The sequence below is a fragment of the Paenibacillus sp. V4I9 genome (genome assembly GCF_030817295.1).
Lineage (GTDB): Bacteria > Bacillota > Bacilli > Paenibacillales > NBRC-103111 > Paenibacillus_E.
Genome location: NZ_JAUSZE010000001.1, coordinates 5,372,159 through 5,385,482 on the forward strand (window position 1 = coordinate 5,372,159; position 13,324 = coordinate 5,385,482).

Consider the following 13,324-nt stretch of genomic DNA (forward strand, 5'->3'; position numbering starts at 1 on the left):
CATTCATTTATTAGAGATTCCCGATAACTTCATATACAGCCACGGGCTTTTCTTTTCCTTTGACCTTAATTTCACCAATGGATTCTATCTCAAAAAGGTCTTTGACCCTCGCATAGGTCTGTTCACTGATAAGGATTTGACCTGGTTTCGCGTTCGCTTCTAATCGAGCTGACAAGTTAACCGTATCTCCGATAGCCGTATAATCAAGCCTTAGATCCTCGGAACCAATGTTTCCGACAACCGCAGGTCCGCTGTTAATACCTAGACCGAATTTCACTCCGATACCGTACTTTTCAATCAATCTCTGCTCAAGAACAGTAGCCTGCGACTTCATCTCAATAGCTGCTCGCACAGCCATCTCCGGGTGATTGTCATATTCAATTGGAGCGCCAAACATCGCCATGACACCATCACCAATAAATTTGTCAAGCGTCCCATTAAATTTGAAAATAGCTTTCGTACATACATCCAGATACTCATTCAATACCTGAATAACTTGCTCTGGCTCTAGTCGTTCCGACATAGGGGTAAACCCACGAATATCTACGAAAATAAGCGAGATATCTTTACGGCTGCCGCCAAGTTTAACATCTTCACCTGACTGCAGCAGCTCGTCTACAACCGTTTTGGAAACGAACCTTCCGAAGATACCGGTTACGCGGTTGCGCTCCTTCCGTTCTTCCAGGTAATGACTCACTAAAGACCAAATATAGATCGTAACCAAAGCAAATTGCGGGTATACAAGAGGAGCGAAGGTTGATCCAGCAATGTAGAAGGTTAACCATACGCCACCATACATTACGAACATTCCTAGAAAAATAAATAGAGCAGTTTTGCCTTTACATCTTTGAAATAAGAAAATGGCAAGCAAAGAAATAAGTAAGATAATACCTACGCCAAAAGGCTTACTTGTATCTTTATAAAATTTGCTTTCTAATAAAGTTTGAATCATATTCGCATGTATTTCGATCCCAAACATCTTAACTGAGCTGATCGGTGTTGGATATTCATCCTGCATGGCCGCTACGAACGGCCCTACCAGAACAATGCTGCCTTGTAAGGGTAAGGGATTTTTACTATTCATAACATCAATGAAAGAGAGTGATTCATAGCCTGTTGTTGCATCCACTTTCTGCCTCGGCAGTGTGAAGAATTCTGTCGTAACTTGATTTCTTTCGTTCGTTGGCATTACGATATTGCCGCGCTTCCATTGTCCAGTTGCTTCATCTCGCTTCACTTTGTCCTTATCATCAAGAACTAGATTGGCAAGCGCAACACTGAACGCAGGTATGTATGCTCCATTCTCATCCGGCAGCCCAACTGGCAGCTTCCGAGCCTTACCGTCCTTATCGACAAACACATTAATATGTGCCATTTGCTGCCTACTGGTTGTTAGTGTTGGAGTGGGATAGTCGATTTTCTCAGGCACAAGATCGCCTGCTTGTTCTTGCTTGGAGGGATAGTTAATTTGGACGGGCAGGATGACATTATGATACTTGGCCAGAACATCAGCCAATGCTTTATCGTCAGCGGGGTTTTTCGAAGGTTCAGCTAACACCACGTCTATACCAATTGCTGCTGCGCCTGACTGCTCTAGCTTCTCTATCAATTGCGCATAGGTAGTTCGATCCCATGGAAACTTCCCGATTGCTTTAAGTGATTTCTCATCAATCTTAACAATTTTAATGCGATCCTCTGGCTGACGTTCATCCACAGATTTAGCTTTCCGCAAAACATCTTGGAGGGGCCCCTCAACAAAATAAAACAAGCCGCTGGAGTTAACTGTGTAGCAATATGTCGAAAATAACATCAACACAAGTCCTACCGCTAAAGTTTGAATCCATTTCTTCTTACCCATAAGATCCTCCCCATGTTTACTAGCTTCATTGTAAGATGGCACGTAGAAAATGGCAATAAATAGTTACATGTAAATACAATTTGGATCAAAAAAAGAGCTCAATTCCTTTGCAGGAACTGAGCTCTTTCGACATTCTGCGAATCTCTTCACAAAATTATGTTTATACTGATTAGCTAAAAGGTGTATCCGCAACTTTAATGGAATCCGTTGGGCAGCCATCTTGTGCATCCTGTAGATCATCAAACAGATCTTCTGGGATTTCAGTTACCCCTTTGTTGCCATCTCCATCAAAAATCACTTCAGCCAAACCTTCATCATCGTAATCATAGATGTCTGGAGCTGTAGCTCCGCAAGCGCCACAAGCGATGCAAGTATCTTTATCAACAAATGTATACTTTGCCATGATTTCTAACTCCTCCTCAAATTATCCTCAATGTAAAATATAATATAAATACGGACAAAGTTCAAACCTTAAAATTAATTACTCTCAAAATATTGTTCGATAAAGTCAGCTATACTAGGGATATTGTTCAAATCGAAGGAAGGAAAAGCTGTTAGATGAAAGTTGAAATCGTCCATATCCGTTGCAATAGCAATGGGCTCAGGCTCAAGTATCTGAATAATTTCACTTTGCTCTATTGTACGAAAAACAGCAATCTTTGGATGCTTTTCCTTCTTGAAGCCTTCGATAAAAACATAGTCTAGATGTGCATATGCACTTAACTGTTCTTCTAGGCCTGGATTCCGCTTCTGCTCGAATACATGAATCCCATCTGGTGATAGGGTTATAACCGCTTCTGCACCTGACTCTACAAAAGTCGTGGAGTCCGTCCCCGCTGCTTCTTTATAATGTCCATGCGCATCATGTTTCATTACGGCTATCCGATAGCCGCGCTGCTTCATTTCTACGATTAGCTTGGCCACTAAGGTCGTTTTTCCGCTGTCCGAATAGCCGGCAAATCCAATACAATGTGCCATCTTCGTCACTTCTCCTCTTCTTTATGAAGGGGATTGTTCCTCAAATGGTCCATTTGCAGGGAAGTCCCTCTCGCTTTATGATTTCTAATCAACGTTGCAGGATTATCGCCCATCATCCCCGCAGTTAGAATCGCATTTTCTCCGAATTTATCACGAAGTCCGTCCATAATGCGGTTCAAATTTTCTCGTTTAGGCTGCTTTTCATAATCGAATAGATCCAACTGAACGAAAGTTTCTTCCTTTATCGTTAGATTTTGCAGCGTAATCCCAAGCAGCCGAACAGGGTTGCCTTCCTCCCATTGATGATCATATAACTGGCACGAGGTTCGATAAATATCGTCCATATGCTCGGTTGGCGTAGGCAAGGTTACGGATCTTGTAATCGTCCTCATCTCCGGATCACGAATCGTGATTTGGATCGTGGATGCCATTAGCTCCTGCTTGCGAAGTCTTCTTGCGACTTGATCCGCCAGATTTAAGAATACTCGGTGAATTTCTTTGGTATCGGTAAAATCCTGTGGCAGCGTCGTAGTATGCCCAATTGACTTGCTCTGTTCTTGTTCGGGGTTTACGAGTGATTGGTCAATCCCATTAGCCGAACGTTTCAGATGTGCACCTAAGATCCCAAAATGTTTACTTAGCAGCAACTCGTCCCCTACTGCTAGTTGACCTAGCGTATGGATACCAAGTCTAGTCAGCTTATCCGCCGTCTTTTTGCCAATCCCATATAAATAATTGCACGGTTTGTCCCACAATACAGTGGGTACATCCCTTAGACGAAGCACAGATATCCCATTCGGCTTTTTCATATCGGAGCCCATCTTGGCAAGCAGTTTATTGGGGGCAACACCGATCGAACAGGGCAGCTTTAGTTCCTTCATGATCTTTTGCTGAATGTTATTCGCTATCTCAAGTGGGGTCCCAAATTGTTTGGACCCTGTTATATCGACGAAACACTCATCGATTGACATGGATTCCACCATAGGTGAATAACTATAAGCAATCTGCATAAACCGTCTTGAGAAACTGCGATATAATTCGAAATCAGGTCTTATTAGTATCAAATCTGGACACAACTTCATCGCTTGTCTAACTTGCATGCCTGTCTTGACCCCAATAGCGCGCGCAGCATAAGATGAAGTAACAATAATCCCTTTACGAAGCTCAACACTACCAGCAACAGCCAGAGGCTTTCCTTTATATAAATCAGGCTCAACAGCCTCATGAACAGAGCAATAGAATGCATTCATATCTATATGCAAAATGACTCTACCTTGCTTGGGATAATGATGCTGAGTTGTCACCATTTATATTCCCTCCCATTGATAAACGACCAACTATTAGAGCCAATTTCAGCATACAAAAAATTATTCTTTCAAGCAAACGTATTTTTGCGTTATGATGTCTTTACCCCTACTATTATGGTATAATCGTTAATTATACATTAGCGCTTTAAAGCAAGCACAAGCACCTACACATCAAGCACCGAAGTCACCTTGCTAGCTTTTGAAGGAGGAACCTATGCCAACATCAGTCAAAATCTTCGACACCACACTACGAGACGGAACGCAAGGAGAAGGCATCAGCTTATCCGTCGAGGATAAAATTAAAATTGCCCGCAAGCTCGATGAGCTTGGGGTTCATTATATTGAAGGCGGATGGCCGGGCAGCAACAGCAAAGATATTGAATTCTTTGAACGCGCCCGCGACATGAAGTTTACAAATGCGAAGATTACTGCATTCGGCAGCACAAGGCGTAAAGATTCCATTGCTGCGGATGACATTAATCTGAACAGACTCGTGGAGTCAGGCGCTCAGGTAGCAACCATCTTCGGTAAGTCCTGGGACTTCCATGTCACAACAGCCATTCAAACCACACTTGAAGAAAATCTTGCCATGATCTTTGACTCCGTTCTTTATTTAAAAAGCAGCGGTCTTGAAGTCATCTACGATGCAGAGCATTTCTTCGACGGTTACAAGAATAATCCCGAGTACGCCTTGCAGACGATCAAAAAAGCACAGGACGCTGGAGCTGATTGGATTGTCCTTTGTGACACCAACGGCGGCTCATTACCTGGAGAAATTACTTCTATTGTCACCATCGTTAAACAGAATGTCACCACCCCTGTAGGCATTCACGCTCATAATGATTGTGAATTGGGTGTGGCAAACAGCCTTGCTGCTGTACAAGCAGGAGCAGGACAAGTCCAAGGAACCATCAATGGTTATGGAGAACGCTGCGGTAATGCTAACCTTAGCTCCATTATCCCTAACCTTCAGTTGAAACTTGGCTATTCGGTTATTTCCGAGGAGCAACTGAAATCGTTAACGCCTGTTTCGAGATACATTAGCGAGATCGCTAACATGCATATGCCTGTTAATCAGCCTTATGTCGGGAATGCGGCATTTGCGCATAAAGGCGGTATTCACGTTTCAGCCATTCTCAAGGATGCTAGTACGTATGAGCATACGAAGCCTGAACTCGTCGGCAACAAACAACGTGTACTTGTTTCAGAGCTTGCGGGACAAAGCAATGTGCTCGTGAAAGCCCAAGAACTGAATCTAGACTTTAATAAAGAACATCAGAAAACCAAAGAAGTTATTGAGAAAATTAAAGATCTCGAGCATCAAGGCTATCAATTCGAAGGAGCAGATGCCACACTTGAGCTTTTGCTGCGCGAAGCATTCGAAGGCCTAGAAGAGATTTTCACATTAGAATCGTTCAAGATGCTTGTTGAGAAGTCCGCAAATCAATCGGTCGTTTCCGAAGCCATCGTTAAAGTGAAGGTTCATGGCGAAACGATTTACACCGCGGCTGAAGGCAACGGTCCTGTTAATGCTCTTGACAATGCCTTACGTAAAGCGCTGATCCAATATTACCCTGATATTAAGAACGTTCATCTCTCCGACTATAAGGTACGTGTCCTTGATGTGAAAGGGGCTACTGCCGGTAAGGTTCGCGTTCTGATGGAATCGACTGACTTCAATACAACCTGGAACACGCTTGGTGTGTCTAGTAACATCATTGAAGCCAGCTGGTATGCACTCGTAGATAGTTTGCGCTATGCATTAATCGGAAGAAAACGCGTAGAGCCTGTAAACAAAGATCAACAAGAGCGCCTAGGTTTAGTGAACCATTAATGAGTAAACCTCTATCGAGACCACTCAAGGTTGAGTGACTGCGTTTAGAGGTAAGTTTTTTCTAATAGGACATACAAGAAAAGCTGCGAAGAGTACGCCAGCCATTGGCGGTCTCTAGCAGCTTTTTTTATTCTTTTATAAGACCTGCAATTTTCTTATCCAAATCTCTAGGAGAGAGTACATGAACGATCTCGCGAATTACCCCATTTTTATCAATTAAGAAACTTGTTGGAATGGCGACTACCCGATAGGTATCGGCGTTCGTTCCTTGCTTATCTAATAACACCGGGAATGGGTATTTGTAGGTTTCCACAAACTTCGTAATGTTCTCCATTTTATCACCAGGTGTCACATTGACCGCATATAAATCAAACTGCCCTTGATATTTATTATACACATTCACCAAATCTGGTGCCTCTTCCTCGCAAGGACCACACCATGAAGCCCAGAAATTAACGAACAAAGGCTTCTCACGCGGCCCACCAATCGAGTAATCTTTCCCATCAAGCCCTTTTAACGTAAACGAGGGGGCCAAGAAATTCACTTTTGGCGCTTGTTCAGTAGGCATAAGCGTCTCTTTATTCTGGCGCTGGGCGTTTTGATAAATAGCAAAACCAGCTAATATAACAACCAAGGCTATCACTAGCACATTTTTTTTCATAGCATTTCCACCTCCACTCTGTCTATATTATCTCCAAATTCACCAAAATTCCAACATCAATGAAAATCCAAAGAATACTTTTCACTTAAATGGGAAAAGTAAACATACAACATGTTCTGAAAGGACTCTCATTATAATGAATACAAAAGCAGCCGAAGGCAAAAAATTTTCTAAAAATATATTTGAAGACAAATCTGAAAATAAATCCGAAAACAAGTCCAAAAACAAAAAAGGTCACATCTGGGAATACGTCGCCATTGCAACGATCCCTTTAGTTCTCGTTCTAGGCAATTCCATGCTAGTTCCTATCTTGCCTGATATGCAGGAAAAAATGGGCATATCCCGTTTCCAGAGTTCACTCGTCATCACCCTATTTTCCATCACAGCCGGACTCGTCATCCCTGTATCAGGTTATTTATCAGACCGTTTCACACGCAAAGCTGTCATCATCCCTTCCTTAATCATTTACGGTTCAGCGGGCGTTCTAGCAGGCTTTGCAGCCGTTTGGAATTCCTATCCCATAATGATAGCTGCACGAGCGATACAAGGCTTAGGTGCCGCAGGTACGGCCCCTATCGCAATGGCGCTTGTTGGTGATTTATACAAGGGTGGGGAAGCAAGTAAAGCACTTGGACTCATCGAGGCATCTAACGGTACAGGCAAAGTTGTGAGTCCTATATTGGGCTCATTATTAGCCTTAATCATTTGGTTTGCCCCGTTTTTCGCCTTTCCTATATTCTGTGTGTTGGCGCTGCTCGCTGTTATCTTTCTGATTAAGGAACCACCCAAAGAGAAGGAAGCTGAGCCTCTTAAGCAATACTTGAAGCAAATTAAAGATATACTTCGAAAAAAAGGCCATTGGCTCATTCCAGCTTTTTTCGCTGGCTCCGTCACGCTTTTTATATTGTTCGGCGTTCTCTTTTACTTATCACAAATACTAGAAGAAGAACCTTATAGCATTGAAGGTATACGAAAGGGCCTTATTCTTGCTATCCCCTTGCTCGGTATGGTCATCACCTCTTACACGACCGGCGCCTTAATCAAACAAAACGGCACACTCATGCGCTGGTTAATGAACATTGGTCTTATGCTGATGACAGTTTCGTTAGCTTTAGCCATCTTTCTAAACGTCAATCTCTACATATTCATCGGTTTACTTACACTCAGTGGTATTGGCACAGGCCTCCTGCTGCCTTGTTTAAATACACTGATTACTGGCTCGGTAGAGCGTGACCAGCGCGGCATGATAACTTCGTTGTACAACAGTCTTCGTTTCATTGGTGTAGCTTTCGGCCCACCACTTTTCGGATGGCTCATGAACATATCGCACAAAACCATATTCATCACGGTATCTTCAATGGCGCTTCTAATGCTTGCACTCGTGTTCTTCTTTATTAAGCCAAAAGGGGAATTGAACAAAAAAGCATGATATACTAACCTCATTCTTATTGATCTTTTTTTGGGGGAGTACGAGTGAGGGTACATATAAATGAAGAGCTCTACAATAATCTTATCAACCATAGTTTGAAACGACTCCCTGAAGAAGCATGCGGCTTCATTCTCGGTGGACAAGCCCCTGGCAAGAATGAAGAACTGCAAGCGAGTACCTTCATTCCTTTACGTAATATCGCAAGTAACCCACGGAATCGTTTTGAAATAAGTCCCGTGGAAATGCTCCCTTATCTAATGGACAGCAATAACCCTGTGATCGGCCTTTTCCATTCACACCCTACGGCTCCTCCAGTTCCTTCGGAACAGGATCTACAAACCCTCTGGCATTCGATTCCTACCTATTGGATCTTATCTTTACAACAACCGCAACACCCCGAACTACAGCTTTTCCAAATAAAAAAAGCCCCCCAGACCACTTATCACAAACTTGCGTTTGTCATTAGGTCAGTGATGGCTTAATAAGGCGTACAAATCACCTAAGGTATCTACATTTCTTGATTTTATTTCCTCCATGAATCTAGACCACAGCTGCGCAGTCATGAGGGAATCCTCCAGCGCATGATGACGATTCGTTACCGGAATATCATAGGCATGAAGCAGAGAGTCCAAGCTCAAATTTTTCCTTTTCGGCATTAGCCATTTGGCAATCATCATAATATCGAGAACACGATGTGATAAGCTCACTTTGGACGTACGCCACAGGGCCGAATTCAAGAAATTTTTATCATGCCCGGTTGCATGCGCAACCAGTATTCTTTGCCCAACAAACTCCAAGAAGTCACTTAACACCCCGATTAATTCAGGCGCGTCAGCAGCCATTTCGTTCGTAATACCCGTTAGCTCCACAATCTCATCCGGAATTTTACGCTTTGGATTTACCGTACTATAGAATGTATGATTACTTTGCACTTCACCGCCAATGACAGAGACGCCTCCGAATGAAATAATTTCATCACCGTTATAAGGAGAGAAGCCCGTCGTTTCCAAATCAAAAACAACAATTTCCATCGAGTGAAGCGGTATCTCAAACAGGGAATCTTTCCTTTGCTCCTTCAACATGGAACGAATAAAAGCCATCTGTTGAGCACTCTGTACATCAAACATGGACGTAAGAGCCGGAGTAAGACCACCCATTTTGTACAAATGCCACATTCGCCCAGCCGGACGCATATCTTTCATCTCGAATCACTCTCCCTACCCAATGAAGCATAAATTTTGTTATTTCTAACCTTTTTCTGTCTCTATGTGTGAAACGATTGATTTTCTAACATATTTTTGTAACTCGATCCCTGTACGTAAGCAATGTTTTAATTCTTGCTTTATCTCTTTGGTCATCTGATAAGCGTTTAGTTTACCTCTTGTTGTATACATCTCATTATCAAGCTGATACGGTGTCAAATCTCTAAGCTTAAGCGCAACTCCAAAAGCAGCCTGCCATTCAACGGCTAATTGCTTAGGAATAAAGGAATTTTCCTGCAGCAATCTAATTCTTTCTAACGTAGATGAGTGCATGATCCCTGCTTGAATAGCAAGTAGTCGAATACCATTTACTATTGGAATATAGGCGCCATATTTAATATCAAACCCTCCTGCATCCTCCCCATATCTCTCCCTAATCAGATGCCCGAATACGCCCAATGTTATTTTGTGATGGAGTGTATTGGATAACAAATACTTTAAGATACTCGGATGCTCCTGAACATAAGCAAGAAACTCGCTTTTGAGCCGATCTACCAAAGCTTTAGAACCGAAGATACAGCGCATATCAGCAAGGATGAGCAAATAACGAACATTTTCCCAATCCGGTTCCATAAACCATCTTGTCATCATTTCAATATACGAGGATAACGGCTTACGCCATTGCTTGTTGCTCGAGATCACCTCGCCTTCACAAGGCGGATAACCTAAAATATCAAGACCACGAAGGATACAATCTACAAGTTTGATAAAATAGTCATCTAATTCTTCCTCTGTGTGATCTTCACTTTCTTCATAAATGAGTCCGTTATCTTGATCACTCCAAAGCGTTTGTTCACGTCTTCCTCCACTACCCAGCAATATAAATGCATAAGGAACAGGCGGTTTCCCGAACCCTTCATCCTCCAACATATGTTCAGCCAGTTCTATCGTTCTGTGAATGAAGGCATCGTGTATTTGATTTATTTTTCGCCCAATTTCAGGTGAATGAGAGAAAAGGAGATGCTCCCGAAACATCTCATGCACCTGATCTCTGGTTATTCGCATCTCATCGAACTGTTCCGATTGATAGATGCGTTCCAGGATCTGTTCCATTGAGAGATGATTCATGTTGCATCCCCTTTGCTCTAGCAGAAAGTGTATGTGGTATTAAACGGACGCGCCGTTTTGAGCTGCTTTTTTCATTTGTTCTGGATATCCGTAAGAACCATGTTCAGACAAATCCAGACCGATAATTTCTTCTTCTTCTGTAACACGAAGACCAATCGTAGCTTTCAGTATTCCTAAGATAATGAAGGAAAGAACTAGAACGAAGACAAATGCTCCAGCTAAACCTAGTGCTTGAATGCCCAATTGGTGTAAACCACCGCCGTAGAACAATCCTGCACCACCAACACCAACCTTCGCTGAAAGCTCAGGTGTAGCGAATAAACCAGTGGAAAGAGTACCCCAAATACCTGCAATACCATGAACAGAGAAAGCATAGATCGGATCATCGATTCCAGCTCTTTCAAACCATTGTGCTGTGAAGAATGTAACAATACCAGCTACCGCACCGATTACGATGGCAGCCCAAGTATCTACGAACGCACAAGCTGCGGTAATCGCAACAAGCGCTGCAAGAACACCGTTTAACATACTAGGAATATCTGCTTTACCGAAGTACATCCAAGAAATGATTAGAGCCGCAACCCCACCTGCCGCAGCAGCCATGTTCGTTGTCAACGCAATATAACCAAAGAACCCATCACCCATTGCACTTAGTGTACTACCTGGGTTAAAACCGAACCAACCGATCCAAAGAATGATAACACCGAGGACAGACAACACTTGGTTGTGACCAGGAATCAAGTTTGGTGTTTTATCTTTATTATATTTGCCAATACGAGGTTTTAACAAGATGGTAGCTACAAGCGCTGCTGTTGCACCTTGTAAATGAACAACCGTGGAACCTGCGAAATCTTGCATACCGAGCTTGCTCAACCAGCCGCCGCCCCATACCCAGTGAGCAACAATTGGATAAATCAAGACAGTGAATAAAATTCCGAAGATGAAGTAAACAGGAAGCTTTGCTCTTTCTGCAAATCCGCCCCATGCAATCGCCAAGGAAACACCCGCGAAAGCTAGTTGGAACAAGAATTTAATACCGATTGGCACATCAGAATAAGAAAGGGAAGCGAATGCCGCTGTTGCTTGATCTTCTAAGCCTGTAACGAAGAAGCCTGTTGTTCCGAAGAACGCATTTCCGTCACCGAAGGCGAAACCAAAACCTACAGCCCAGAAAGCAATGGCACATAAACCGAAAGTTAAAATTGTTTTACCGGCTACGTGACCGGCATTTTTCATTCTAGTAGACCCCGCTTCTAATAAAGCAAAACCAGCTTGCATGAAGATGACCAAAATAGCAGCCAACATAATCCAAACGGCATCGATTGCACTTTGAAGTTGGGGTACTGTCGCTTCATCTGCAGCAAATGCAAGAGTAGGGAATAATAATGCCATAACGCCGAATGCTAACAACAACTTCTTAACCATACGACCACTTCCTTTTAATGTTATATTAAGTAACATGTAATGAAACTCTTAATGTCATTATATACAGGTTAAATGGGTTTGACAATAGGATTTTCTTTGAAAAATTGAAAAAAGCGAAAAATAACCTCACATCGAACAGGCATAATTCGTGTTTTCGTTCATAGATCGAGCAAAATGTTACAATTCCTATCCTAAAATCAATGTCAGCTTTAAAAAGTATTACGTTTGACTGTACGGTTTGTAATCAGGTATCATTACTATATAGAAGAATTCCTACATAACATTGGAGTAGAGGTGAACTTATTATGGGAAAAGAGAAGCTCTATAAAATCGGAGAACTTGCCAAACTTGCCGATGTTAGTTCTCGAACCATTGATTACTACACCAAGTTGAGCTTGATCGAACCCGAGAAGAGATCAGATACGAACTACCGCCTTTATAGTGATGAAACTTTGACTCGGCTTAAACGTATTGAATCTATGAAGAACGAGAAATATACCTTAGAGGAAATCAAAGCGAATTTACAACAATGGAGCAAAGTATCCCCAGATGATACTGTGAGAGATAAACTAACATCTATCCAACTTCATCTAGAGCAGTTAATGAAAGAAGCTAAAGAGCTGGGACCCATTATCCAACAGTTGAAACCAAATCAAATGAAGAAGCTTTCCCGTATACTTACTCAGCCAACCGCAGCCTGTATTGAAGCGCTAATCGTTCTTCTAGGTAAAAATCCGTTCTCATAACGAAATACGGAGGAATGTCAAATGTTCTTTTTTCATCCCATGGATTTTCTCATTATTATTGCATTCGGACTTTCGTTGTGGGCCTCGTTTCGAGTTCGGGGAACATTCAACAAATGGTCCAAAGTTCCGATTTACTCAGGAATGTCGGGAGCTCAAGCAGCAAGGCGCATGCTTGATGCCAACGGACTGTATGATGTCCCGGTTGAAGCTGTACCCGGAACCCTATCAGATCACTATGATCCGATAGCCAGAGTAGTACGTTTATCTGAACCGGTCTACTACCAAAGCTCCATCTCAGCTGTCGCTGTCGCCTGTCATGAGGTAGGCCATGCCATTCAACACCAAGTTCACTATCCGATGCTTGTCGCAAGACATCGCATGTTCCCGGTTGTTAATTTCGCTTCTGGTGTAGCTCCCTTGCTCATACTAGCCGGCTTCTTCTTTCAACAGATCCCATGGCTACTCGGTCTGGGCATTATCTTTTTCGCAGCAGCCGTTGCTTTTCAATTAGTTACACTGCCAGTAGAATTTAACGCCAGCTCAAGAGCCCGGGATTTAATGATCGCCGAAGGTTTCATCTCTAATGAAGAAGAACGCGGGGTAGCCAAGGTATTAAATGCAGCCGCTCTTACGTATGTGGCAGCCGCCTTAATCTCCGTTCTTGAACTTCTGAAATATATCATGATATTTAATGGCCGTAATAGTGACGACTAAAACATAAAAGCTCATCTTGTAAGGTGTCATTCACACATACAA

13 protein-coding genes are annotated in these 13,324 nt (G+C 42.6%); 5 read left to right on the forward strand and 8 right to left on the reverse strand.

The genetic code is table 11. The annotated features are described in order from the left end of the window. Positions 1-10 precede the first annotated feature (10 nt). The 4 genes from QFZ81_RS24995 to QFZ81_RS25010 form a co-directional block, all read right to left on the reverse strand. Positions 11-1,858: an adenylate/guanylate cyclase domain-containing protein gene (locus QFZ81_RS24995; protein ID WP_307605264.1), complete on the reverse strand. Its 1,848-nt coding sequence runs from the start codon at positions 1,856-1,858 to the stop codon at positions 11-13. A 169-nt stretch (positions 1,859-2,027) separates the two neighbouring features. Then, positions 2,028-2,261: a ferredoxin gene (locus tag QFZ81_RS25000; RefSeq protein WP_047686106.1), complete on the reverse strand. Its 234-nt coding sequence runs from the start codon at positions 2,259-2,261 to the stop codon at positions 2,028-2,030. 74 nt (positions 2,262-2,335) lie between these two features. Beyond that, a complete protein-coding gene (mobB, locus tag QFZ81_RS25005) occupies positions 2,336-2,836 on the reverse strand; it encodes a molybdopterin-guanine dinucleotide biosynthesis protein B (protein WP_307605265.1) in 501 nt (166 codons plus the stop codon). Positions 2,837-2,841: 5 nt separating this feature from the next. Further along, positions 2,842-4,143 carry a DNA polymerase IV gene (locus QFZ81_RS25010; RefSeq protein ID WP_307605266.1) on the reverse strand — a complete coding sequence of 434 codons (1,302 nt, stop codon included), beginning with the start codon at positions 4,141-4,143 and terminating at the stop codon, positions 2,842-2,844. A 214-nt stretch (positions 4,144-4,357) separates the two neighbouring features. On the opposite strand from QFZ81_RS25010, the gene cimA reads away from it, so the two are divergent. Beyond that, a complete protein-coding gene (gene cimA / locus QFZ81_RS25015; protein ID WP_307605267.1) occupies positions 4,358-5,977 on the forward strand; it encodes a citramalate synthase in 1,620 nt (539 codons plus the stop codon). Positions 5,978-6,104: 127 nt separating this feature from the next. Here the strand turns inward: cimA and QFZ81_RS25020 are convergent, their stop codons facing one another. Continuing rightward, a complete protein-coding gene (locus tag QFZ81_RS25020; RefSeq protein ID WP_307440491.1) occupies positions 6,105-6,638 on the reverse strand; it encodes a TlpA family protein disulfide reductase in 534 nt (177 codons plus the stop codon). A gap of 136 nt (positions 6,639-6,774) precedes the next feature. On the opposite strand from QFZ81_RS25020, the gene QFZ81_RS25025 reads away from it, so the two are divergent. Then, positions 6,775-8,067, forward strand: a complete 1,293-nt coding sequence (locus tag QFZ81_RS25025) for an MFS transporter (protein ID WP_307605268.1) — start codon at positions 6,775-6,777, stop codon at positions 8,065-8,067. A 44-nt stretch (positions 8,068-8,111) separates the two neighbouring features. Next, positions 8,112-8,549, forward strand: a complete 438-nt coding sequence (locus QFZ81_RS25030) for a M67 family metallopeptidase (RefSeq protein WP_307440487.1) — start codon at positions 8,112-8,114, stop codon at positions 8,547-8,549. Here QFZ81_RS25030 and QFZ81_RS25035 read toward each other — a convergent pair. Genes QFZ81_RS25035 through QFZ81_RS25045 form a run of 3 tightly spaced genes read right to left on the reverse strand, consistent with a single transcriptional unit; the run spans position 8,535 to position 11,822 of the window. Then, on the reverse strand, positions 8,535-9,269 hold the full coding sequence (locus tag QFZ81_RS25035; protein WP_307440485.1) for an exonuclease domain-containing protein: 735 nt from the start codon (positions 9,267-9,269) through the stop codon (positions 8,535-8,537). The two genes, QFZ81_RS25030 and QFZ81_RS25035, sit on opposite strands and share 15 nt — an antisense overlap. 45 nt (positions 9,270-9,314) lie before the next feature. Next, positions 9,315-10,397, reverse strand: coding sequence for a DUF294 nucleotidyltransferase-like domain-containing protein (locus tag QFZ81_RS25040; protein WP_307440483.1), 1,083 nt, complete (start codon positions 10,395-10,397; stop codon positions 9,315-9,317). 39 nt (positions 10,398-10,436) lie between these two features. Beyond that, positions 10,437-11,822 carry an ammonium transporter gene (locus QFZ81_RS25045; RefSeq protein ID WP_307440481.1) on the reverse strand — a complete coding sequence of 462 codons (1,386 nt, stop codon included), beginning with the start codon at positions 11,820-11,822 and terminating at the stop codon, positions 10,437-10,439. Between the two features lie 305 nt (positions 11,823-12,127). Here QFZ81_RS25045 and QFZ81_RS25050 point away from each other — a divergent pair, with 305 nt between their 5' ends. Continuing rightward, positions 12,128-12,568, forward strand: coding sequence for a MerR family transcriptional regulator (locus tag QFZ81_RS25050; RefSeq protein WP_307440479.1), 441 nt, complete (start codon positions 12,128-12,130; stop codon positions 12,566-12,568). A 21-nt stretch (positions 12,569-12,589) separates the two neighbouring features. After that, positions 12,590-13,282: a zinc metallopeptidase gene (locus QFZ81_RS25055; protein WP_307440477.1), complete on the forward strand. Its 693-nt coding sequence runs from the start codon at positions 12,590-12,592 to the stop codon at positions 13,280-13,282. The last annotated feature ends 42 nt before the right edge of the window (positions 13,283-13,324 follow it).

Bases quoted from the DNA above. Each gene is read 5' to 3' on its own strand.
- QFZ81_RS25045 (WP_307440481.1), bottom strand. From the start codon at position 11,822: ATGGTTAAGAAGTTGTTGTTAGCATTCGGCGTTATGGCATTATTATTC.
- QFZ81_RS25025 (WP_307605268.1), top strand. From the start codon at position 6,775: ATGAATACAAAAGCAGCCGAAGGCAAAAAATTTTCTAAAAATATATTT.
- QFZ81_RS25050 (WP_307440479.1), top strand. From the start codon at position 12,128: ATGGGAAAAGAGAAGCTCTATAAAATCGGAGAACTTGCCAAACTTGCC.
- QFZ81_RS25040 (WP_307440483.1), bottom strand. From the start codon at position 10,397: ATGAATCATCTCTCAATGGAACAGATCCTGGAACGCATCTATCAATCG.
- QFZ81_RS24995 (WP_307605264.1), bottom strand. From the start codon at position 1,858: ATGGGTAAGAAGAAATGGATTCAAACTTTAGCGGTAGGACTTGTGTTG.
- QFZ81_RS25010 (WP_307605266.1), bottom strand. From the start codon at position 4,143: ATGGTGACAACTCAGCATCATTATCCCAAGCAAGGTAGAGTCATTTTG.
- cimA (WP_307605267.1), top strand. From the start codon at position 4,358: ATGCCAACATCAGTCAAAATCTTCGACACCACACTACGAGACGGAACG.
- QFZ81_RS25035 (WP_307440485.1), bottom strand. From the start codon at position 9,269: ATGAAAGATATGCGTCCGGCTGGGCGAATGTGGCATTTGTACAAAATG.
- mobB (WP_307605265.1), bottom strand. From the start codon at position 2,836: ATGGCACATTGTATTGGATTTGCCGGCTATTCGGACAGCGGAAAAACG.
- QFZ81_RS25055 (WP_307440477.1), top strand. From the start codon at position 12,590: ATGTTCTTTTTTCATCCCATGGATTTTCTCATTATTATTGCATTCGGA.
- QFZ81_RS25000 (WP_047686106.1), bottom strand. From the start codon at position 2,261: ATGGCAAAGTATACATTTGTTGATAAAGATACTTGCATCGCTTGTGGC.
- QFZ81_RS25020 (WP_307440491.1), bottom strand. From the start codon at position 6,638: ATGAAAAAAAATGTGCTAGTGATAGCCTTGGTTGTTATATTAGCTGGT.